The organism is Streptomyces sp. NPDC012769, from assembly GCF_042901205.1.
Classification (GTDB): Bacteria; Actinomycetota; Actinomycetes; order Streptomycetales; family Streptomycetaceae; genus Streptomyces.
The window spans coordinates 247596-270338 of sequence record NZ_JBIBCP010000003.1 but is presented as its reverse complement, the minus strand read 5'-3'; the positions used below and the strand labels follow the sequence as shown (position 1 = coordinate 270338).

The window sequence follows — 22743 nt, the reverse complement described above, 5'->3', positions numbered from 1 at the left end:
CGGCCGGGAGAGCCGCGAACGGTTCGGTACGAGATGGGCCGGCAGGCCGGGGGGCCTGCCGATGAGGCCGGCAGCCGGCGAGGGAACGACGGGGGGGCGATCCGGGCGCGTTCACCGCCCGACGGCGGACGGCTCGCGGCAGGGCACGCCGACGACAGGGGTGCGCGGCGACAACCGCCCGTCACGCCTGTGACGTCAGCCCTCGACCGGAGGGCGGGTGCTCGCGCGCATGATGAGCTGCGGCTCCACCAGGAGGTGCTCGGCCTTCCGGGCGCGCCCTTCGATGTGATCCACCAGGAGGCCGATGCTCCGGCGCCCGATGGCGGCGAAGTCCTGACGGACCGTCGTCAGCGGCGGCGGGAAGTACTCGGCCTCGGGAATGTCGTCGAAGCCGGCGACGGCCACCTGCGCGGGGGTGCGGATCCCGCCCTCGCGCAGCGCTCTCAGGACTCCGAGCGCCATCTGGTCGTTGGCGACGAAGACGGCCGTGACCGGCGTCTCCCCGCGGCGGGCCATGGCGAGGCCCGCGAGCTCCTGCCCCGCCCGGTACCCGGACAGCGGGCTCCAGTCGCCCGTGAGGACGCGCGGAGGCCGGATGCCGGCCTCCTCCAGGACGGCGCGCCACCCCGCGGTGCGGGCCTCGCTCTCCAGCCAGTCGTCGGGACCGGCCACGTGCCAGACGTTCCGGTGCCCGGCGGCGAGCAGGTGCTCGGTGACCATGCGGGCGCCGAGTTCCTGGTCGAGGGAGACCCCGGGGAGGTCGAGCTGATGACCGCCCTCCACGGTGACCACGGGGAAGGGCGTGTCCAGTTCGGCGAGCGCCTGCACGTGCGAGCGCTGCGGGGTGATGGCGACGACCCCCTCCACCCCCCAGGCCGCGAGGTGGTCGATGGCGTCCTTGAGCCCCTGGCCCGCCCCGGTGCGCAGACTGACGGTCGAGACGAGGTAGCCCTCTTCCCGGGCCGCCTCCTCCAGACCGGTCAGGGTGCTGGCAGGGCCGTACAGGGCGGTGTTGACCGCGATGACACCCAGCGTCCTCGTGCGGCGCGTCACCAGGGCACGCGCCGCGGAGTTGCGGCGGTATCCCAGCCGCTCGATGGCCAGGGTGACCTGTTCCCGCGTGGCCGCGCGCACGTTGGGATGACCACTGAGCACCCGGGAGACGGTCTGGTGGGAGACCCCCGCCTCACGTGCGACGTCGGCCATCGTCGGCGGGCGGACGTCTTCGGCGGGATGCGCCACGTTCGCCTCCCTTCTCCCTGATCGTGACTGACTGCCGGTACGGGAAAAACCTTAGCGCCTCTTGTTACCACGCTGTTGTGAGCGCTAACAATTTTTCTGGGTTGCCCACGGTCAGTCGCGGACGCCGAACCGTAGGAGCGTCGTGGACCTGTACTCCTCGCCCGGCCGAAGCACCGGAGACGGGTCACCGGGGCGGTTCGGGGAGTCGGGGAAGTGCTGGGTCTCCAGCGCGATGCCGGCGCCCGCCCCGTAGGGCGTACCGCTCTTGCCGAGGACCGTGCCGTCGAACTGACCCGCGGTGTAGACCTGGAGCCCGGGTTCCGTGGTCAGCACCTCCATGCGGCGGCCCGTGGTGGGTGCGTACAGGACGGCGGCCCGGCGTGGTGTCCCGTCGCCCCGCGGGGTCAGGACGAAGTTGTGGTCGTACCCGCCGGCCGCGCCGGGGCGGGCCAGGGCGTCGGCGATCCTGAGCGGCCGCCGGAGGTCGAACGCGGTGCCGGAGACGGGGCGGTGGTCCCCGAGGGGGATGAGATCCGCGTCGACCGGGGTGTAGTGGGAGGCGTCGACGGTCAGTTCGTGGCCGAGGATGTCGCCCGCGCCCTCGCCTTCGAGGTTGAAGTAGGCGTGGTTGGTCAGGTTGACCGGGGTCGCCGCGTCGGTGACGGCCGTGTAGGAGAAGGAGAGTTCGTCGTCGCGGCCGACGAGGCAGCTGACGGTGACGTCCAGGTTTCCGGGGAAGCCCTGGTCACCGTCGGGGCTGCGGAGGCGCAGGAGCACGCCGGTCCGTTCCGGGGTGTGCACGGCCTCGGCTTCCCAGATCCGGGTGTCGAAGCCTTCGGTTCCGCCGTGCAGGCAGTGGCCGTCCTCCTGCGTGGTCAGCCGGTACGGCTTTCCGTCCAGGGAGAACCGGCCGCGCGCGATGCGGTTGGCGTAGCGGCCGACGGTGGAGCCGAAGTACCGGGCGGCGGTGGCCGTCAGGGCCGGGTCGCGAGGGGCGAGGACGACGTCCGCCGGCGTGCCGTACCGGTCCGGCGCCCACAGGCCGTGGAGGCGGGCGCCGCGGGTGTGCACCTCGGCCGTGATCCCGCCGGGAAAGCCGAAGGTCCAGCGTTCCCCGGAGTCCGCGCAGGGCCGGCGGACCGGCGGTCCTCCGGTGAGGACGGGAGGGGACGGGTTCATGGGAGTTCCTTGTCCGGTGTGGGGTGCTGCCCGGAGCGGGGGCGGGAAGTCCCCGCCCCCGCTCCGGGCACGGTCGTCGCGCGGGCGGTCGCCCGGGAGGTCATTGCGCCGGGCGGGAGCCGCCGAAGAGCCGTTGGAGGAGGATGAAGACCAGCAGCAGGCCGCCGATGACGATGCGCGTCCACCACGAGCTGAGCGTGCCCTGGAAGCTGATGACGGTCTGGATCAGACCGAGGACCATCACGCCCAGCGCGGTTCCCAGGACGAAGCCGGAGCCTCCGGTGAGCAGCGTCCCTCCGATGACGACGGCCGCGATGGCGTCGAGTTCCATGCCGACGGCGTGCAGGGCGTAGCCGGACAGCATGTAGAAGGTCAGCAGCAGACCGCCGAGGGCGGAGCACAGACCGCTCACGGCGTACACCGCGACCTTGGTGCGTCCCACGGGCAGGCCCATGAGACGGGCCGAGGACTCGTTGCCGCCCAGGGCGTAGACGGTGCGGCCGAATCGGGTGCGGTGGAGGACGACGAAGGCGAGCACCAGCACCACCAGGGCGATGACCACGGCGGGCGAGACGAACAGTCCGCCGGGCAGGAGCACCCGTGTCTGGGCGATCCGCGTGGTCGTCGGGTCGGTGAGGGAGATGGACTCGGTGCTGATCATGTAGCAGAGGCCGCGGGCGAGGAACATCCCCGCGAGGGTGACGATGAAGGGCTGGATCTCGAAGGTGTGGATCACCCAGCCCATGAGGGCGCCCGCCCCCGCCCCCACCAGGAGGACCACGGGTACCGCCACGGCGAGCGGGAGACCGTTCTGTTCGACGAGCCAGGCCGTCAGCATCGTCGACAGGGCCACCATGGAACCGACCGACAGGTCGATTCCGCCGGTGAGGACGACGAACGTCATGCCGATCGCCACGACGAGCAGGAAGCCGTTGTCGATCAGGACGTTGAGCAGGACCTGCGCGGAGAAGAAGCCTTCGTACCGCACGGATCCGATCGAGAACATCGCGACCAGCAGCGTGGCCGTCACCACGAGCGGCAGGCGGGCGGTGTGCCGACCTGAGAACCGCTGGAGCGGCTTGGTGAGAGAGCTGAGGGTGGTACTCACGGGTGGACCTCCTGCCGGCGGGCCGCCGTGTCGTCGGCCACCGGGACCGGGACCGGGGCGGCCCGGCGGCGACGGCGTGAGAGTCGCGCGCGGAACGCGGGCGACTGGACGAGACACACGACGATGACGACCAGGGCCTTGAAGACGAGGGTGGTCTCGGGCGGTACGCCGAGGGTGTAGATCGTGGTCGAGAGGGTCTGGATGATCAGTGCGCCCAGGACCGTACCGCCGAGGGAGAAGCGTCCTCCCGTCAGGGCGGTGCCGCCGATGACCACGGCGAGGATCGCGTCGAGCTCGATCCACAGGCCCGCGTTGTTGCCGTCGGCGCTGGACACGTTGGAGCTGATCATCAGGCCGGCCACCGCGGCGCACACGGCGCTGACGACGTAGACCGTGACGAGCAGGCCGGCCGCCCGGATGCCGACGAGCCGACTCGCGACCGGGTTGCCGCCCACCGATTCGATGAGCATGCCGAGCGCCGTCCGCCGGGTGACGAGGGAGGTGACGGCGACGAGGGCCGCGGCGAGCAGGACGGCGAAGGGGAGGGTGAGCCAGTAGCCGCCGCCGATCATCTTGTAGGCGCTGCTGGCGATGCTGATGATCTGGCCGTCGGTGATCAACTGGGCCACCCCGCGCCCGGCGACCATGAGGACCAGCGTGGCGACGATGGGCTGGACGCCGAGCCGGGCGACGAGGAGGCCGTTCAGCAGTCCGATGACGGCGGCCACGCCGACCGCCAGCGCGATCGCCGACAGGACGGTGCCGAGGCTTCCCGGGTCCTTCGCGGTGGCGACGTGCTCGCAGGCGAGGGCGCCGGAGATGGCGACCGTCGAGCCGACCGAGAGGTCGATGCCCCGGGTGGCGATGACGAGCGTCATGCCGAGCGAGACCAGGATCAGCGGGGCGCCGAACTGGAGGATGTCGATCAGGCTGCCGTACAGGTGCCCGTTCTGGACGCGGACGGCGAAGAAGTCGTGGGTGAGCGCGACGTTTCCCAGCAGCAGGGCGGCCAGGACGGCGGCGGGCCAGAACAGGCGGTGCTCGACGAGCCGCCGGGCGCCGGGTGCCCGGGCCGGGCGCCCTCCGGCGCCGGTGTCGTCAGGTGGTGTCATGAGGTGGCTCCGGTGGCGATGGTGCCCAGGATCCGCTCGGGCGTCAGAGTCGGGTCGTTGGGGAGGGTGGCGACGAGCCGGTGGTCGCGCAGGACGCCCACGCGGTGGCTCAGCCGCAGCACTTCCTCGAGTTCGGCGGAGATGAAGAGGACCGCGGTGCCCTCCGCGGCCAGGCGGGTGACCAGTTTCTGGATCTCCGTCTTGGCACCGATGTCGATGCCCCGGGTGGGTTCGTCCAGGATCAGCAGATCGGGGTCGGTGAGCAGCCACCGCGCGAGGAGCACCTTCTGCTGGTTGCCTCCGCTGAGGTTGCGGACCTGGGCCTCGGGGGCGGCGGGGCGGATGTCGAGGACCTCGATCCACCGGGCGGCGATCTCCTCCTGCCGGGCGCGGGAGAGGGGCTTGGTCCAGCCGCGTGCGGCCTGGAGGGCGAGCACGATGTTCTCGCGCACCGTGAGTTCGCCGATCAGGCCCTCCGCCTTGCGGTTCTCCGAACAGAAGGCGATCTTGCGGGCGATCGCGGCGCGCGGGGTGCGCAGGGCGGCGCGCTCACCGTCGATCCGGAGCTCTCCTCCGTCGGCGTGGTCGGCTCCGAAGAGCAGCCGGGCCGCCTCGGTGCGTCCGGAGCCGAGGAGTCCGGCCAGGCCGATGACCTCGCCGCGGTGGATGTCCAGGTCGTAGGGCTGGATGGCACCGGAACGGGCGAGCCCGCGGGCGCTGAGGAAGGGGGTGTCACCGGGAGCGGGGCCGGCCGTGGTGCCGGTGTGGGACGTCTCGGCCAGTTCGTCGAGGGTGTGGAGTTCGCTGCCGACCATGCGGTGTACGAGGGTGACCGGGGTCAGCTCGTCGATCCGGTACTCGCCTTCGAGGCGGCCGTTGCGCAGGACGGTCACCCGGTCGCACAGGTCGAAGACCTGGTCGAGGAAGTGGGTGACGAAGAGGATCGCGACGCCCCGGTCGCGCAGTCTGCGGACCAGGGTGAACAGCTGGGCGACTTCGTCCCGGTCGAGGCTGGAGGTGGGCTCGTCGAGGACGAGCACCTTCGCCTGGATGTCCACGGCCCTGACGATCGCGACGAGTTGCTGGACGGCGAGGGAGTGCGCGCTCAGTGGCAGGCGGACGTCGAGGTCGAGTTCCAGTTCGGTGATGAGCCGTGCCGCGCGTGCGTGGAGGGCCGACCAGTGGATCAGCCCCCGGCGGCGGGGTTCACGCCCGATGAGGATGTTCTCCGCGACCGAGAGGTTGGGGCACAGGTTCACCTCCTGGTAGACCGTGCTGATCCCGGCGTGCTGTGCCTCCAGTGGTTCGGCGAACCGGTGGAGGGCGCCGTCGACGGCGACCGTTCCCGCGTCGGGCGGGTGCACCCCGGTGAGCACCTTGATGAGGGTCGACTTGCCGGCGCCGTTCTCGCCCATCAGCGCGTGGACCTCGCCCGGGAAGAGGCGCAGGTTCACGCCGTCGAGGGCGAGCACGCCGGGGAAGGCCTTGCGGATGCCGTGGGCCTCCAGGACCGGCCGGTCGGTGCGTGTGGGTGCGGGTGTGCGGGGGGTGGGTGGGGCTGCCATCCGCCCTCCTCTCCTGAGGGATGGGACCGGGGGCGGCACGGCCGCCGCCCCCGGTCCGGTGCGGGCGGAGGGTCAGTACTGGCGGCCGGGCAGGGCGGCCGCGGCCTGGTCCTGGGTGAAGACGCCTTCCTTGACCTCGACCCGTCGCGGGACGCTGTCCCCGGCGGCGACCTTCTTGACGAGCTCCATGAGCTGGTCGCCGAGGAGCGGGTTGCACTCGACCACCACGTTGATCTTCTTCTCCTGCATGGCGACGAAGGCGTCCTTGATCCCGTCGACGGAGATCACCTTGATGTCGGTGCCCGGCTTCTTGCCCGCCTCCTCGATGGCCTGGATGGCGCCCAGGGCCATGTCGTCGTTGTGGGCGTACAGGACGTCGATGTCGTCGTGGGACTTGAGGAAGGCCTGCATGACCTCCTTGCCCTTGGCGCGGGTGAAGTCACCGGTCTGGGAGGCGACGACCTTGAACTTGGGGTCGCCCTTGATGACCTCGGCGAAGCCGGCCTTGCGGTCGTTGGCGGGTGCGGATCCTGTGGTGCCCTGGAGCTCGACGACGTTGACCGGCTCGGAGGTGCCCTCGTACTCCTTCACGAGCCACTTGCCGGCCTCCTGTCCCTCCTTGACGAAGTCGGAGCCGAGGAAGGTCCGGTAGAGGGAGGTGTCCTGCGAGTCGACCGCACGGTCGGTGAGGATCACCGGGATGCCGGCGTTCTTGGCCTCCTTCAGGACGGTGTCCCAGCCGGACTCCACCACCGGCGAGAAGGCGATGACGTCCACCTTCTGCTGGATGAAGGTGCGGATCGCCTTGATCTGGTTCTCCTGCTTCTGCTGGGCGTCGGAGAACTTGAGCGTGACGCCGGCCTTCTCGGCGGCCTCCCGTACGGACTTGGTGTTGGCGGTCCGCCAGCCGCTCTCGGCTCCCACCTGGGCGAACCCGAGCACCAGTTCGCCGTCGGCGGAGCCCTTGCCGGGGGTACCGGTGTCCGCGGGCGCGGTGGTGCAGGCGGTCAGCGCACCGCCGGTCAGGGCGACGGCGGCGATGATGCGGAGGGCTCTGTGGGCCATGTCGTGGTTCCTCTCGGGACGTGCGTCGTACCAGGCGGAGCCCGGAAGGGGGTGGCCCGGCGAAGGCGTGGCTGCACAGCGGTGGTCGAGCCGGACGGAGGCAGAGCGAAGCGTCGACCCCGTCGACCGGTGGGCCGCCGAATGCGACACATTGTGAGCGCTAACAGACACGTAACTCAAGGGTTCGTGCGGCTGTTACCCGTTCTTGATACGAGGAGGACAGGCGCCGGATGGAGTCATCTCCGTCGCAAGTTGTGAGCGTTAACAGTCCGGTTTGGGGTCCTCGAGGCTCAGAGACCCGGGATCGCGTTCGCGGCGATGGCCCTGGCGTACCAGCGGGCGCTGCGCTTCGGGGTGCGCAGCTGGGTGGTGTAGTCGACGTGGACGGCACCGAAGCGCTTCTCGTATCCGTACGCCCACTCGAAGTTGTCGAGCAGGGACCAGAGGAAGTAGCCGCGCACGTCGGCACCGTCGGCGATGGCCCGGTGCACGGCCTCGAGGTGCTGGCGGAGGTAGTCGATCCGGTCGTGGTCGTGGATCTGGCCGTCCGCCGACGGGATGTCGGGGAAGGCGGCGCCGTTCTCGGTGATCGCCAGGGGGAGCCCGGGGTGGGCGCGGGAGGTGGCCATGAGGAGGTCGTAGAGCCCGGTGGGATCGATGGCCCAGCCCATGTCGGTGGTGTCGCCGGGCGGCAGGTGGAAGGCGACGTCCTCGGAGCCGGGCCACGGGGAGTGGTCGCTCTCGCCGTGGGCGTGGTCGACCGCCGCCGCTCCGGGCATCGGGGCCGAGACGACGGCGGGCGTGTAGTAGTTGATGCCCAGGAGGTCGATGGGGGCGCCTGTGGCGGCCTCGTCGCCGGGCTTGACGAGGGTGCCCCAGTCGACGATGTGGGCGGTGTCGGCGAGGAGGTCGGCCGGATATCCGCCGGAGAGCATCGGGCCGGTGAAGACCCGGTTGGCGACGGCGTCGATGCGGCGGGCCGCGTCGAGGTCGGCCGGTTCCCGGGTGAGCGGCCGGACGTGGTGCAGGTTGAGGGAGACCGCGACCTGGGCGTGGGCGGGCAGGGTCGCGCGCAGGGCCGCGGTGGCGCGGCCGTGGGCGAGGTTGAGGTGGTGGGCCGCGCGCAGGGCGAGGGCGGGGTCGGTGCGGCCCGGGGCGTGGACGCCGGAGCCGTAACCGAGGAAGGCCGAGCACCAGGGCTCGTTGAGCGTGGTCCACAGGGCGACCCGGTCGCCCAGTGCGTCGGCGGCCAGCGCCGCGTACTCGCCGAAGCGCTCGGCGGTCTCGCGTACCGTCCAGCCGCCTTCGTCCTCCAGCGCCTGGGGAAGGTCCCAGTGGTACAGGGTGGCGACGGGCTGGATGCCGGCGTCGAGGAGTTCGTCGACGAGCCGGCGGTAGAAGTCGAGGCCGGCGGCGTTGGCGGGGCCCCGTCCGCCGGGCTGGATGCGGGGCCACGCCAGGGAGAAGCGGTACGCCTGAAGACCGAGGTGGGACATCAGGGTGACGTCCGTGCCGTAGCGGTGGTAGTGGTCGCAGGCGATGTCGCCGGTGTCGCCGCCTGCGACCTTGCCGGGGGTGCGGGAGAAGGTGTCCCAGATGGACGGCGTGCGGCCGCCCTCGGCGACGGCGCCCTCGATCTGGTAGGCGGCGGTGGCCGCGCCCCACAGGAAGCCGGGCGGAAAGTGGAGTCGGTCGACAGCCGTGGCGGCGGGGGCGGTGGCGGGGGTTGCGGGCATGGCGGAGTCTCCCTTGGGCGGAGGTGTCGGACGAGGAGAGGGGGCTGAGGTCAGCCCTTGACGGCGCCCTGCGTGATGCCGCCGACGATGTGCCGGCCGAAGAGGGCGAAGACGACGAGGAGCGGCAGGGTGCCCATGAGCGCTCCTGCGGTGATGACCGACCAGTCGGTCGACCAGCCGGTTCCCAGTCCGGCAAGGGCGACCTGCACGGTCGGGTTGGTGGAGCCGTTCATGACGATGATCGGCCAGAGGAAGTCGTTCCAGGACTGGACGAAGGTCAGCATGCCCAGGACCGCCATCGCCGGGCGGGCGACGGGGAGGACGACGTGCCAGATGACGCGCAGCGAGTTGGCACCGTCGACCCGGGCGGCCTCCAGCAGTTCGGTGGGCAGCGCCTGGGAGAGGAACTGCCGCATGAAGAAGACGCCGAAGGCGGTGACCAGGACCGGCAGGATCAGCGCCCCGAGGTGATTTCCCAGTCCCAGGTGCCTGGTCAGGATGAACAGGGGTACGACACTGAGCTGTGCGGGCACGGCGAGGGTGGACAGGACCAGGCCGAGCATGACCTTCTTCCCTCGGAAGCGGAGTTTGGCGAAGGCGAAGCCGGCGAGCACGGAGAAGGTCACCGTACTGACGGTGACGGCCCCCGCGACGAGCGTGGAGTTGAGCAGGGCGACGCCCATGCCGCGCCCGCCGGCGTTGTGCCAGACATAGGTGAGGTTCTCGACGAGGTTGCCGCCGGGCAGCATCGGCGGTGGGCTGGAGACGACCGCGTGGCCGTCGGTGGACGCGGCGACCAGCGTCCAGTACAGCGGGAACAACGAGGCCAGAGCCGCGAGACCGAGGACGAGGTGGGCGAGCGGCCCGGCCCGGTGCTGTCCGCCGGCCCTGCCGGCGCGGACGGGCGGTCGCGCCGGCGTCCGGTGAGGACGGTCGGACACGGGGGCGGTGGTGGTCATGTCGTACTCCACATCACTGGGAAGCGCGCAGGCGGCGGGTGATCAGCGCGTTGACGAGCCCGATGAGCAGCAGCAGGCCGAACATGATCCAGGCGACTGCGCTGGCGCGCCCGAGCATGCTGGAGTGGAAACCCTGGTCGTACATGAGGATTCCGAGGGTCTCGTACTGGTGGTCGGTGCCGCCCTGGTGGCCGCTCTGTCCCCCGAACAGATAGGGCTCGCCGAAGAGCTGGGTGGCTCCGATGGTCGAGACGACCACCGTGAAGAGGATCGTGGGCCGCAGGGCGGGGACCGTGACGTGCAGGAACTGCTGCCAGCGGTTGGCGCCGTCCAGGGCGGCGGCCTCGTACAGCTCGCGCGGCACGGCCTGCATGGCGGCGAGGTAGATCAGGGCGTTGTAGCCGGTCCAGCGCCAGGTGACGATCACGGAGATCGCGAACTGCGAGCTCCAGCGACCGGCCTCCCAGTGCACGGGCCCGGCTCCGAAGAGGCCGAGGAACCAGTTGGCCATGCCCCCCTCGGGGCTGAAGATCAGGGCGAAGACGAGGGTGGCGGCGGCGACGGAGGTCGCGTAGGGGGCGAGGAGCGCCGTGCGCAGGAACCCGCGGGCGCGCAGCCGGTAGTTGAGCAGGTGGGCGAGCCCCAGTGCCATCAGCAGCTGCGGGACGGTGGACAGGACACCGAGGGTGAAGGTGTTGAGGAGCGCGTTCCAGAAGTAGTGGCTGACCTGACCGGTGAACAGGTCGGTGTAGTTCCGCAGGCCGACCCATTCGGCGCGGTCGACGTTGTAGAGGCTCACCCGGTGGAAGGAGAGCCATCCGGTGTAGAGCAGCGGGAAGAGGCCGAAGGCGGCGAAGACGAGGAAGAAGGGGGCGACGAGGGCGTACGGCGTGCCCTTGGTGTCCCAGCGGTGCAGGCGGCTGCGCCGGACCGAGGGGCCCGAGGTGTGGGCGCGGGGCGGTCGGGCGTCCCGTCGGCCTGCTGGGCCGTTGCGGCTGGGTGTGGTCGTGTGGGCCACGAGCGGTTCCTTCGGTGGTCACGGCCGGTCGCGTCGGTACGGGGCGGGGGCGGCCGGCTCCCCGGTGGCCGGCCGCCCTCTCCCCCGCGACGGCGGCCGGGAAGAGGTGGGGGCGGGGAGCGTTACTGGATGGTGCTGTCGATCTGGCGCACCGTGGCGTTCCACGCCTCCTGCGGGCTCTTGCCGTTCTGCTCCATCAGCTGGACGCCGGTGCTGAAGGCGCCGGTCAGGTCCTGCGCGTGCGGGCCGGTCTCGGCGGGCCGGATGGCCTTGGCGGCGGTGGAGAAGATCCGTCCGGTGGCGGCGTCGGGGCCGATGTAGGCGTTCTTGTAGTCGACGACGCCCGGCAGGTCGTGGGCGGCCTGGTTGGCGGGGATGTTGCCGACCTTCTGGAAGACCTTCACCTGCTGCTCGGGCGCGGTCAGCCAGGCGACGAGCTTCTTGGCCTCGTCGACGTGCTTGCCCGAGGCCGGTACGGCCAGGAAGGAACCGCCCCAGTTGCCGGCGGCCGGGGGCTGGGCGATGTTCCACTTGCCCTTGTTGGACGGGCCGGAGAACTGCTGGATGTTCGCCTGCTGCCAGGAGGGGCAGACCGTGGTGGCGAAGGTGGACTTGGAGAACGCGGTCTGCCAGGGGGTGTCGAACATCTTCAGGCCCTGGCTGGTCCCTCCCTGGACGGCCTTGACGGCCAGGTCCCAGCCGGTCCTGACGCCGGGCGAGTCCTTGTAGGCGAGCTTGCCGTCCTTGTAGTACTGGACGGTGCTGCTGGAGACGACGGCGTTGAACAGACCGGTGGCGCTGTCCATGAAGTAGGTGCCCTTGGGCGCCTTGGCCTGGTACCGCTTGCCCGTCTCGACGAACTTCGCCCAGTCGCCCGCCCACAGCCTGCCGACGGACTCGGGGTCGGAGGGCAGACCCGCGGCCTTGAACAGGTCCTGGCGGTAGCAGACGGCCATCGGGCCGACGTCGGTGCCCAGGCCGATCGTCCTGCCGTCGGCGGTGGTGGCCTGGTCCCACTTCCAGGGCAGGTAGGCCTTCTTGTCGACCCCGGGGGCGTCGGACAGGTCGGCGAAGGCGTCGGCGAGGTCCTCGGACGTGGCCCGTGCTATGCGGCCGACCTCGAGGGCCTGGACGTCGTCGAGACCGCCGCCTGACAGACGGGTCTGCAGGGCGGTCCAGTAGTTGCCCTCGACGGTCGTCGGGTTCTCCTTGATGGTGATCTCCGGGTGCAGCTTCATGTACGCGTCGTACAGGCCGGCCTCCTTGTACCCGAAGGTCCCGAAGGTCCCGACGGTCAGGGTGATCTTCCCGTCGGCGGAGGCGGAGGCGTCCGGAGAGGACGAGCAGCCGGTGAGGGCGAGGGCGAGCGCCGCCGCGGCGGAGGCGAGTGCGACGGAGCGGATGCGGGCGCGCGGCTGGGTCGGGTGGGGCATGACATCTCCTCGGTGCGTCAAGGGGTGAGGGGTACGCCGGCGGGGCGCCTCGATGGCGGTCGGCGTGGGCGAGGCGGCCTTCGAAGGCCGGGGTGAAGCCACGCGCTCGGGGCTTCCTCCCGGAATTGGGAGCGCTCCCAAACGATGGCGTCGAAACCCTGCCGTCGCCTTGACGGGCTGTCAAGGTCACCGGTAGGGAAGGCTGTGCGGTGCGAACGGGTGGCCGTGGAAACGAACGCACGGCGACGTGGCGGGCGGCCGGAGCACGGAGTCGGCCGGCAGGCCGGGCGCGAGGCGGCCCGTCAGGCGCTGGCGCGGATGACCAGGCGCGTGGGGAGGATCAGCGGGGTGGGTGTCTGTCCGTTGACGAGCGCGACGAGCATGCGCGCCATCTCCCGACCGAGATCCTCTATGGGCTGGTGCACCGTGGTCAGCGGCGGATCGGCGATCCGGGCCACGGCAAGGTCGTCGAAGCCGATCACGGCGACGTCGGCGGGGACGCGGCGGCCGGCATCGCGCAGCGCGCGCAGCGCCCCCGCCCCCATGTTGTCGCTGGCGGCGAACAGCCCGTCCAGATCCGGGTGCCGCGCCGACAGCGCCGCCATGGCGGCCGCGCCGCTCGACTCGGTGAAGTCACCGGCTTCCGGCGGAAGCGGTTCGAGGCCGGCCGCCCGCATGGCGTCCTGGTAGCCGCGGTGACGGGCGCGCCCCGCCTCGGTGTCCAGCCGCCCGCAGATCGTCGCGATCCTGGTCCGGCCGAGCGAGATCAGGTACTCGGTCGCCGCGCGCGCTCCTCCGAGGTTGTCCACGTCCACGTACCACCGTGGATCCAGACCGACCGGGCGCCCGCCGAACACCACGGGTATCTCCGCCTCTTCCGCCATGCGGGCCAACGGATCGTCCTCGCGCAGCGCCATCAGCATCACCCCGTCGGCCCCCTTGGACCGGAGAAGCCGCTCCACGCGACGGCGCCCCCGGTCGGAGGCCGCCAGACACAGCATCAGGTGCAGGTCGGCCTCCTCCAGCGCGGCCGAGGCGCCCACGATCACCTGGGCGAAGAACGGGTCCGCGAAGATCGACGGATCCTCTCCCGAGACGACCAGAGCGGCCGCACCGGTCTGACGGGTCGCCAGCGCCCGGGCGGTCGGGTTCGGCACGTATCCGAGTCGATGGACGGCCCGTTCGACCGCTTCCCGTTTGGCACGGCTGACGTGCGGGGCGTTGTTGAGCACACGCGAGGCCACCGACCTGGAGACTCCGGCCAGCTCGGCCACCTCGTCGAGCGTCGACGGCCGGTGTGGAACACCTTGGGCCATGACCTGCCTTTCCTGATTCCTGCCTGAACGCCTGGAAGGCTGGAAGCGCTTCCAGTTGCAGGACTGTAAACCCTTCCCCTCCTCCTGTGAAGTGCTGTTTGAATGCGGACACTTGACAGTGTCCATAGGAGCGCCACACGATACGGCCACACCCCGGCCTCACCGATCGCCATCTGGGATCGCTTCCAGTGGGAGCGCTTCCACGGGTTCGGTGGGTCCGACAGGTGCTGGTGTCCCCTCCGATGTGCCGCCACGCGGGGGCCTCGTACCACCGCACTTCCTCAGTTCGTCGCACCGCTCGGGACGAGAGCGCGCGACGCGTCCGCCGTCAGGAAACCGAGGTACAGCCATGCGCCGCAGAATCCGCGCCCTCCTCGCAGCCGTCTCCGCGCTGCCGTTGGCGCTCGCCGTCGCCCCGTCCGCCCACGCGGCGGACCCCACCACGCTGACCAGCGGGTTCTACGTGGACCCGGACTCCAGCGCGAAGAAGTGGGTCGCCGCCAACTCCGGCGACGGCCGAGCCCCCGCGATCAACGCCTCCCTCGCCAATACGCCCATGGCCCGCTGGTTCGGTTCCTGGAGCGGCACCATCGGCACCGCGACGGGCGCGTACGTCGGCGCGGCCGACCACCACGACAAGCTGCCCGTCCTGGTCGCGTACAACATCTACCTCCGCGACTCGTGCGGCGGGCACTCCGGAGGCGGAGCCTCGTCGGCCTCCGCCTACGCGACCTGGATCGCGCAGTTCGCCGGCGGGATCGCCCATCGGCCGGCCGTCGTGCTCCTCGAACCCGACTCCCTCGCGGACTACGGCTGCCTGAACCAGAGCCAGATCCGCGAACGCCAGGGCATGATCAGCGGCGCCCTCGCCGAGTTCAACCGCCAGGCCCCCAACACCTGGGTCTACCTCGACGCCGGCAACCCCGGCTGGGTGAGCGCGGCCACCATGGCCCAGCGCCTCCACGAGGCCGGACTCCGACAGGCGCACGGCTTCTCCCTCAACATCTCGAACTACTACACCACCGCCCAGAACACCGCCTACGGCAACGCCGTCAACAGCGAACTGGCCGCCCGCTACGGCTACACCAAGCCGTTCGTCGTCGACACCAGCCGCAACGGCAACGGTTCCAACGGCGAGTGGTGCAACGCGGCCGGCCGCCGCATCGGCACGCCCACCCGGCTGGGCGGCGGTGCCGAGATGCTGCTGTGGATCAAGGCTCCGGGTGAGTCCGACGGCAACTGCGGCGTCGGGAGCGGTTCCACGGCCGGCCAGTTCCTCCCGGAGGTCGCCTACAAGATGATCTACGGCTACTGACGTCCCGCTCCTGTGGCCCGGTGTCCGCCGCCCCGCGCCCGGGCCACAGGCTTCCCAGGCCCTCCTCACCCCCGCCCCACCGACCAGGAGCCCCCCATGAAGCCACGCACGCTACGGCGCCGGGCGACCGCCGCCCTCGCGGCACTCGCGGCCTGCGCCGCCCTCACCGCGACGCAGGGACAGGCGCAGGCCGCACCCACCGAGGACGCGATGAACCGGTCCACGAGGTTCTACGTGGACCCGCAGAGCAAGGCCGCCAAGCAGGCGCTCGCCGACCTCCGGAACGGCGACCTCACGAACGCCGTGAACATGGCCAGGCTCGCGAGCTGGCCGCAGGCGCAGTGGTTCACCGAGGGCACACCCGACGAGGTCCGGGCCAAGGTCGGCACCCTGGTCCGCAAAGCCCGGGCGGTGAACCGGACCCCCGTCCTGGTCGCCTACAACGTGCCGGGCCGGGACTGCTCCCAGTACTCCAGCGGCGGCGCCGCGTCCTCCGCCGCCTACCGCCGGTGGATCGACGCCTTCGCCGCCGGCGTCGGTGACGGCAAGGCCGTCGTCGTGGTCGAGCCCGACGGCCTGGCCCTCCTCCCCAGCGACTGCGGACCGGACGTGGACCCGACCGGCGAACTCACCGCGGCCCGCGTCGCCGACCTCGCGTACGCCGTCCGGACCCTCAAGTCCAAGGCCCGCACCGCGGTCTACCTCGACGCGGGCAACGTCCTGTGGCGGCCTGTGGGCGACATGGCACGACGACTGCTCGACGCCGGCGTCCGGGACAGCGACGGCTTCGCCCTCAACGTGTCCAACACCCACCCCACCGATCACAACGCGCGCTACGGCACCTGGATCGCCAAGTGCATGTGGTACGCCACCGAAGGACCCGAGCACGCCCGCGGCCACACCGACTGGTGCGCCACCCAGTACTACTCCCCCGCCGCGCCCAACGACGGCGCCCCGGGCAACGCGGTCGACTCCGCCGACCCCGCCACGTGGCGCTGGACCGACGCCTGGTTCGACCGAACGGTGGGCGACCCCTCCCCCGACGCCCTGCACCACTTCGTCATCGACACCAGCCGCAACGGCCTGGGCGCCTGGGTTCCGGAGCCCGGCAAGTACAGCGGCGACCCGGAGATCTGGTGCAACGCGCCCGGCCGCGGCCTCGGCGCGCGCCCGACGGCCGACACCGGTGTCCCGCTCGTCGACGCCTACCTGTGGATCAAGATCCCCGGCGAGTCCGACGGCAGCTGCACCCGCAACACGGGCGGCACGATCGACCCCGAGTACGGCATCGTCGACCCGCCCGCCGGCACCTGGTGGCCCGCCCAGGCACACACACTGGCCCGCAACGCGGCACCGCGGCTGACCTTCAACCGCTGAGCCCCGCTTCCGCCCTGGTCCGGCTCCGGGACACCGCTCACCCGGGGCCGGACACCGTCCCTCTTCCCGCCGAGCCCCACGAATCCCGTAGGAGTCGCACGTGCCCCCCAACACGACCTCGTCGCTCCGCCTCCCCCCGCGCCTCTCCGCCACCCTCCTGGCGGCCGCGCTCCTCGTCGGCGGTCTCACGACCGCGCCGACCTCCTCGGCCACGACGGCCGCGACCACAGCCGTACGCGTCAACCAGGTCGGCTACCTGCCCGACGGGCCGAAGCGCGCCACCGTCGTCACCACGGCCACGCAGGCACTCGGCTGGCAGCTGCGGAACGCGTCCGGGACGGTGGTCGCCTCCGGTTCGACCGTCCCGCGCGGCGCCGACACCCCCTCCGGACAGTCCGTCCACGTGGCGGACCTCTCCTCGTACCGGACGGCGGGCACCGGGTACGTCCTGACGGTGGACGGCAGCAGCAGCGCTCCCTTCGACATCCGCGTGGACCTCTACGACACGTTGCGCTCCGACGCGATGGCGTTCTTCCACCACCAGCGCAGCGGCATCGCGATCGACGCCTCCCTCGTGGGTCCCGCGTACGCGCGCCCGGCCGGACACCTCGGCGTCGCACCCAACAAGGGCGACACCGCCGTCCCCTGCCAGGCAGGCGTGTGCGACTACACCCGGGACGTCCGAGGCGGCTGGTACGACGCCGGCGACCACGGCAAGTACGTGGTCAACGGCGGTCTCTCCACCTGGCTGCTCGTCAACTCCTTCGAGCGGGCCGAGCGGGCGGGCAAGGGGGCGGCGCTGGGCGACTCCACCCTGCGCGTCCCCGAACGCGGCAACGGCGTCCCCGACGTCCTCGACGAGGCGCGGTGGGAGCTCGACTTCCTGATGAGGATGCAGGTGCCCGACGGCAAGCCGCACGCGGGCATGGCGTTCCACAAGATCCACGACGCCGCGTGGACCGGCATGCCGACGCGCCCCGAGCAGGATTCCCAGCCACGCGAACTGCACCGGCCGTCCACGGCGGCCACCCTCAACCTCGCGGCAGCCGCCGCGCAGTGCGCCCGGGTCTTCCGGCCGTACGACCCGGCGTACGCCGACCGCTGCCTGTCCGCCGCCCGCAAGGCCTGGACGGCCGCGCGGGCCGAACCGGCCCTGTACGCACCGGATTCGGACAGCACGGGCGGCGGGCCCTACGGCGACACGCGGGTCACCGACGAGTTCTACTGGGCGGCCGCCGAGCTGTACGCGGCGACCGGCGAGAGCGCCTACCGGGACGCGGTCACCTCCTCGCCCTGGCACACCTCCGCCGACGCCTTCAGTCCGTACGGCTTCGGCTGGGCGGACACCGCCGCACTCGGCCGACTCGTCCTTGCCACCGTCCCGCACGGGCTGCCCGCCACCGACACGGCCCGGATCCGCGCCTCGGTGACCGCCGCGGCCGACGGCTACCTGTCCAGGATGGCCGCCCAGGGGTACGCCGTACCCGTCCCCGCGGACGGGTACTTCTGGGGATCGAACGGCGCGGTCGCCAACGACGCCGTCGTCATGGCCGTCGCCGGGGAGCTGACGGGCGACGCGCGCTACCGCGCCGGTGCCCTGGAGACCATGGACTACCTGCTGGGGCGCAACGCCCTGGGCCTGTCCTACGTCACCGGCCACGGCGAGACCTCCTCCCAGAACCAGCACCACCGCTTCTGGGCACACCAGCTCGACCCCTCGCTGCCCCACCCGCCCGCCGGTTCGCTCGCCGGCGGTCCCAACAGCGCGCTCCAGGACCCGGTGGCCGAGGAGAGGCTGCGCGGCTGCGCCCCCGCCGCCTGCTACGTCGACCACATCGACTCGTACTCGACCAACGAGGTGGCGGTCAACTGGAACGCCCCGCTGGCCTGGCTCGCCGCCTACGCCGCCGAGCGGACCTCCACCGGCGGCGAACCGCCCACCGCCTCCTGCGCGGTGACGTACGCGGTGAACAGTGTCTGGAGCACCGGCTTCACCGCGAACGTCACCGTCAAGAACACCGGTCCGGCGGCCGTGGACGGTTGGCAGCTGGCCTGGACCTCTCCGGTCGGCCAGCGCGTCACGAGCTCGTGGAACGCCACCGTCACCCAGAGCGGCACCGCCGTCAGCGCCCGCCACACGGACTGGAACCGGACGATCGCCCCGGGAGCGACCGTGAGCTTCGGGATTCAGGGGACCCACACCGGCTCGACTCCCCCACCCACGGCCTTCACCCTCAACGCCGGCGCCTGCGCCTGACCCGACCGGTTCCCCATCGTGGTGCTCACGCGGGTCAGAGTTCCGGTGCGAGGCCACGCTCGCGCAGCCAGGACAGCTGGACCGGCGGGTTGGAGCCGTATCCGCCGCCGTGGTCGCCGAAGGGCCAGACGGTCATGGTGCGGTCCTCGCCCCGGTAGTGGTTGTAGGCGGCGTAGACGGTGGAGGGCGGGCAGATCGGGTCCATCAGGGCGACGCTGAACAGCGCCGGAGCGGTGGCCCGTCGGGCGAAGTGGACGCCGTCGAAGTAGTCGAGGGTGGCGAGGGTCCGCTCCACGCGGTCGCGACTGTGCCGGCGCAGGTACTCGGCGATCTCCGGGTACGGGCCCTCCCCGGTGATCCGCACGGCGCGACGGAAGTGGCACAGGAACGGGACGTCCGGCAGCGCCGCCGCCACACGGTCTCCGGCGAGGGCGGCGACGGCGAGGGCCAGGCCGCCGCCCTGGCTGCCTCCGGTCACCACGATCCTGCGCGGGTCGAGGCCGGGCAGCCCGGCGACGGCGTCCACGGCGCGTACGCAGTCGGTGATCAGCCGCCGGTAGTAGTAGTGCTCGGGGGAGTCGATGCCTCGGGTCATGAATCCCCCGGCCCACTGGGTGCCGTCGCCCGCCGTCCGGTCCGGGGTGTCGTGGCCCTGGCCCCGGCTGTCGACGACGAGCTGGGCGTAGCCGGCTGCCGACCAGAGGAGGTGTTCGCTGGGCAGACCGCGGCCGCCGCTGTAGCCGATGTACGTGACGACGACCGGCAGCGGTCCCTCCGTGCCACGCGGCCGCAGGAGCCAGGCGGCCACCGGCTCGCCGTCCCAGCCGGGGAAACGCACGTCGTCGACCTCGACGGTGTGCAGCAGGTGCGCGGACGTGACCCGTTCGACTTTGATCGTCCCGTCGTAGGACCGGGCTTCGGCGAGGGTGTCCCGCCAGAACGCGTCGAAGTCGTTCGGAGCGGTCGGCTGCGGCCGGTAGCCGACGAGCTCGTCAGTCGCGAGGTCGGTGAGCGGCATGGGGAGTCCTCCGGTCGGAGTGGGGACGAGGCGGCGGGGGTGCGAGTGGCATGGGGCCCCGCCCCTCGCGGGTCCCGGGCACGGCGGGGAGCGTGAGTGGCGGGGAGCGGGAGTGGCGGCCCGTCCTCCCCCCTTCGGACGGGCCGCCGGTTCACGGGCGGGCGCGCGAGCGGTCAGTCGGCGACGCTGCCAGGGCCGCCGAAGCGGAAGGCGGAGAGGCGGAAGTCACCGTGCAGGGTCAGGCGCAGGTCGTGGGGGCCCTCGGGCGGGGCGTGCAGTTCGCCCGCGACGGTCCGCCACGCGTAGCGGTCGCCGGTGAGGGGGACGTCGAGCTCGGCCAGTACCTGGTCGCCCGACCGGACGACCAGCCGCGCCTCGCTCGATCCGGCGTCCTCGCGGGCGGTCTCGGCCTCGATCCGGACGGCCCCGGCGAGGTCGACGTCACGGAAGAGAAGCGTCCCGGGACGAGCGGGATCGGTGGGCGTGACCGCGTCACCGTGGGTCCGGGTGGCGTCGACGAGGGTGACGTCCGCGTAGTCGTCGAAGTCGACCGCCGGGGTCCGCCGGTCCACGACGGCCCGGGGCGCCGCGGCCGGCCCGGTCACCGTCAGCGGCGCGGTGAGGACCGGGTGACCGGCGGAGCGGGCGACGATGATCTCGTATGCGCCGGGATCGACGGTGAAGGCGGAGGTGGTGACATCCCAGTGGGCGAGCCGTTCGGCGGGCAGTCGGAACGTCACCTCGCTGCTCTCCCCCGGCTCCAGGCGCACCTTGCGGAAGTCGGCCAGGCGCAGCTCGGGCGCCTCGTGACGGGCGTCCAGCGGCCGGACGTAGAGCTGCACCACCTCGCTGCCGGCCCGGGCACCGCTGTTGGCCAGGGTCACCGTGATGTCGACCGCACCGTCCTGGCCGGTCGACGACCGCGACAACCGCAGGTCGCGGTAGGAGAAGTCGGTGTACGACAGGCCGTGGCCGAAGGCGTAGAGGGGCGCGGCCGCGTGGTACTGGTACGTCCAGCCCGCCTTGATGATGTCGTAGTCGAGCGGGGCCGGCAGCGGATCGTCGCCCCGGTACCAGGTCTGCGGGAGACGCCCGGCGGGGTCGGCCTCGCCGAGGAGCACGGCGGCCAGCGCCTGGCCCGTCTCCTGCCCGCCGTGGGAGGTCCACACCACGGCGGGCAGGTGCTCGTCGGCCCAGTCGACGGCGTACGGGTAGCTGCTCATCACCACGAGCGCCGTCTCCGGGCGCACGGCCGCGACCGTGCGGAGCAGCTCCTCCTGCGTCGGGGGCAGGTCGATGTCCGCGCGGTCCTCGGTCTCACGGCCGTTGACCATGGGGTGGTTGCCGAGGACGACGACCGCCGCGTCGGCCGCCCGGGCGGCTGCCCGGGCCTCCGCCATGCCGTCGCGCAGCAGCTCCCGCGCCCAGCGTTCGGCGGAGCCCGGGGCATCGGCGGTCACGGTGACGCGGCCGTCGGCCGGGTCCACGGCGGCGTAGCGGCCGGTGAGCACGGAGCGCAGCAGCACCGTGTCCTCCCCGGCCGGTTCGAGCCGGAAGGTCTCCTTGACGAACCAGTTCTTGAGCACCTTCTGGTCGGCCGCCACGGTGGCGTCGTCCTTGAGGCTCAGATAGTCGCCGGCGTCGGCGGCGCGGAGGGTCAGCATGCCGCCGCCCCAGTCGGTCACGTCGAAGGCGCTCTTGCCGAGGAGTTCGCCGGTCGTGCGGGAGCGCAGCGCGATGCGGTCGGCGCCCTCCACCCGGGTCACCTCGCCGCCGTCGGCGCCGAGGGCGGCGGCGAGGCCGTCGGCGACGGTCACCTGGTAGGGCATGGTGCCGCTGTACCAGTCCTCGCACAGCGTGTCGGCGAGCGGGCCGATGACGGCGATCCTCGGTGTCCGCGCCGGGTCCAGCGGCAGCAGCCCGTCGTTCTTGAGCAGGACCACCGACTCGGTCGCCGCGTGCCGTGCCAGGGCGCGGTGCCCGGGGCAGTCGATCACCTCCGGGCCGATCCCGGCGTACGGGTCGAGGTCCGGATCGAACTCGCCGAGCCGGAAGCGGAGTTCGAGCTGGCGACGCACCGCGCGGTCCACGTCGGCCTGTGCCATCAGGCCGCGCTCCAGCGCCTCGCGCAGTCGGCCGACCGGCGTGGCGCTGTCCTCGTCGTGGTCGGTGAAGCTGTCGATGCCGGCCTTGAGGGCGGCGGCGTGGGACTCGGCGTGGTCGTCGAAGTAGTGCTCCGGGTCGACCAGGTTCGAGGGGGCCTCGGCGTCGCTGACCACGAACAGCTCGTGTCCGGTGGGCCGCGCCCAGCGGCGCAGCTCGTCCTCGATCAGCGGGCTGACGTGGCAGGGGCGGCCGTTGACGAGGTTGTACGCGGCCATGGCTCCGGTCGCGGCGCCGGAGGCGACGACGGGCCGGAAGGCAGCCAGGTCGTACTCGTGGAGGACGCGCGGGCGCAGTCCGGAGGAGGTCGTGCAGCGGTCGTCCTCGTTGTTGTAGGCGAGGAAGTGCTTGAGGACGGGAGCCGCCCGCAGGTAGGTCGGGTGGTCGCCCGCCAGACCCCGGCAATACGCCTCGCCGAGCCGGGCGGTGTGCACCGGGTCCTCGGAGTAGCCCTCCTCGTTGCGTCCCCAGCGCGGGTCGCGCAGCAGGTTCAGGACGGGCGCCCACGCCTGGAGGCTGTGGGGGCCGTCGCCCACGGCGGGAGTGCGGTGGTGGTGGAAGGCGCGCAGTTCGACCGAGACGGCCTCGGCGACCCGGCGCACCAGGTCCTCGTCCCAGGTGGCGCCGAGGCCGACGGCCTGCGGGAAGACCGTCGCCACCCCCATCCAGGAGACCCCGTGCAGGGCCTCGCTGCCCGTACGGAAGGCAGCGAGGCCGAGCCGCGGGACGGCCGGCACGTGCTGGTGCAGCATCGCGATCCGCTCTTCGGGCGTGAGCCGTGAGAGCAGGTCGTCGACGCGCTTCTGCAGGGGCAGCGCGGGATCACGGAAATCGGGCGGATCAGGTACGGACGCGGGCGCGGGCGCGGAACTCACGTGGA

At 71.9% G+C, this 22743-nt stretch carries 16 protein-coding genes; 3 read left to right on the top strand and 13 right to left on the bottom strand.

All coding sequences use genetic code 11. The annotated features are described in order from the left end of the window. Nucleotides 1–195: 195 nt before the first annotated feature. From ACFY7C_RS16515 to ACFY7C_RS16465, 11 genes are all read right to left on the bottom strand, one after another. Complete coding sequence (locus ACFY7C_RS16515; protein ID WP_389650167.1) at nucleotides 196–1242, bottom strand: LacI family DNA-binding transcriptional regulator; 1047 nt, start codon at nucleotides 1240–1242, stop codon at nucleotides 196–198. A 111-nt stretch (nucleotides 1243–1353) separates the two neighbouring features. Next, on the bottom strand, nucleotides 1354–2421 hold the full coding sequence (locus ACFY7C_RS16510; protein WP_389650165.1) for an aldose epimerase family protein: 1068 nt from the start codon (nucleotides 2419–2421) through the stop codon (nucleotides 1354–1356). A gap of 100 nt (nucleotides 2422–2521) precedes the next feature. Next, nucleotides 2522–3529 (bottom strand): galactofuranose ABC transporter, permease protein YjfF, encoded by a 1008-nt coding sequence (gene yjfF, locus ACFY7C_RS16505; protein ID WP_389650162.1) that lies wholly within the window; start codon nucleotides 3527–3529, stop codon nucleotides 2522–2524. Then, the gene (locus ACFY7C_RS16500; RefSeq protein ID WP_389650159.1) at nucleotides 3526–4641 is read right to left on the bottom strand and encodes an ABC transporter permease; all 1116 of its coding nucleotides are present in this window, start codon (nucleotides 4639–4641) and stop codon (nucleotides 3526–3528) included. Before ACFY7C_RS16500 ends, yjfF begins: the two co-directional genes overlap by 4 nt. Next, complete coding sequence (locus ACFY7C_RS16495) at nucleotides 4638–6206, bottom strand: sugar ABC transporter ATP-binding protein (RefSeq protein ID WP_389650156.1); 1569 nt, start codon at nucleotides 6204–6206, stop codon at nucleotides 4638–4640. The genes ACFY7C_RS16500 and ACFY7C_RS16495 overlap by 4 nt, the downstream gene beginning before the upstream one ends. A gap of 72 nt (nucleotides 6207–6278) precedes the next feature. Then, entirely contained in the window at nucleotides 6279–7271 is a 993-nt protein-coding gene (locus ACFY7C_RS16490; protein ID WP_389650154.1) for an ABC transporter substrate-binding protein, read from the bottom strand. A gap of 290 nt (nucleotides 7272–7561) precedes the next feature. After that, nucleotides 7562–9007 carry a GH1 family beta-glucosidase gene (locus ACFY7C_RS16485; protein WP_389650151.1) on the bottom strand — a complete coding sequence of 482 codons (1446 nt, stop codon included), beginning with the start codon at nucleotides 9005–9007 and terminating at the stop codon, nucleotides 7562–7564. A gap of 50 nt (nucleotides 9008–9057) precedes the next feature. Beyond that, a complete protein-coding gene (locus ACFY7C_RS16480) occupies nucleotides 9058–9966 on the bottom strand; it encodes a carbohydrate ABC transporter permease (protein WP_389650149.1) in 909 nt (302 codons plus the stop codon). A gap of 13 nt (nucleotides 9967–9979) precedes the next feature. Beyond that, entirely contained in the window at nucleotides 9980–10984 is a 1005-nt protein-coding gene (locus ACFY7C_RS16475; RefSeq protein WP_389650146.1) for a carbohydrate ABC transporter permease, read from the bottom strand. Nucleotides 10985–11106: 122 nt separating this feature from the next. After that, a complete protein-coding gene (locus ACFY7C_RS16470) occupies nucleotides 11107–12417 on the bottom strand; it encodes an extracellular solute-binding protein (RefSeq protein ID WP_389650143.1) in 1311 nt (436 codons plus the stop codon). Nucleotides 12418–12719: 302 nt separating this feature from the next. Continuing rightward, complete coding sequence (locus ACFY7C_RS16465; RefSeq protein ID WP_389652682.1) at nucleotides 12720–13733, bottom strand: LacI family DNA-binding transcriptional regulator; 1014 nt, start codon at nucleotides 13731–13733, stop codon at nucleotides 12720–12722. A 349-nt stretch (nucleotides 13734–14082) separates the two neighbouring features. Here ACFY7C_RS16465 and ACFY7C_RS16460 point away from each other — a divergent pair, with 349 nt between their 5' ends. From ACFY7C_RS16460 to ACFY7C_RS16450, 3 genes are all read left to right on the top strand, one after another. Continuing rightward, nucleotides 14083–15048 (top strand): glycoside hydrolase family 6 protein, encoded by a 966-nt coding sequence (locus tag ACFY7C_RS16460; protein WP_389650140.1) that lies wholly within the window; start codon nucleotides 14083–14085, stop codon nucleotides 15046–15048. 96 nt (nucleotides 15049–15144) lie between these two features. Further along, nucleotides 15145–16425: a glycoside hydrolase family 6 protein gene (locus tag ACFY7C_RS16455; protein ID WP_389650137.1), complete on the top strand. Its 1281-nt coding sequence runs from the start codon at nucleotides 15145–15147 to the stop codon at nucleotides 16423–16425. Nucleotides 16426–16525: 100 nt separating this feature from the next. Then, nucleotides 16526–18682, top strand: a complete 2157-nt coding sequence (locus ACFY7C_RS16450; RefSeq protein WP_389650134.1) for a glycoside hydrolase family 9 protein — start codon at nucleotides 16526–16528, stop codon at nucleotides 18680–18682. 34 nt (nucleotides 18683–18716) lie between these two features. On the opposite strand, the gene ACFY7C_RS16445 is transcribed toward ACFY7C_RS16450, so the two are convergent. Beyond that, nucleotides 18717–19700 (bottom strand): acetylxylan esterase, encoded by a 984-nt coding sequence (locus ACFY7C_RS16445; protein WP_389650131.1) that lies wholly within the window; start codon nucleotides 19698–19700, stop codon nucleotides 18717–18719. Between the two features lie 173 nt (nucleotides 19701–19873). After that, nucleotides 19874–22738: a glycoside hydrolase family 3 C-terminal domain-containing protein gene (locus ACFY7C_RS16440; protein ID WP_389650129.1), complete on the bottom strand. Its 2865-nt coding sequence runs from the start codon at nucleotides 22736–22738 to the stop codon at nucleotides 19874–19876. Nucleotides 22739–22743 lie beyond the last annotated feature (5 nt).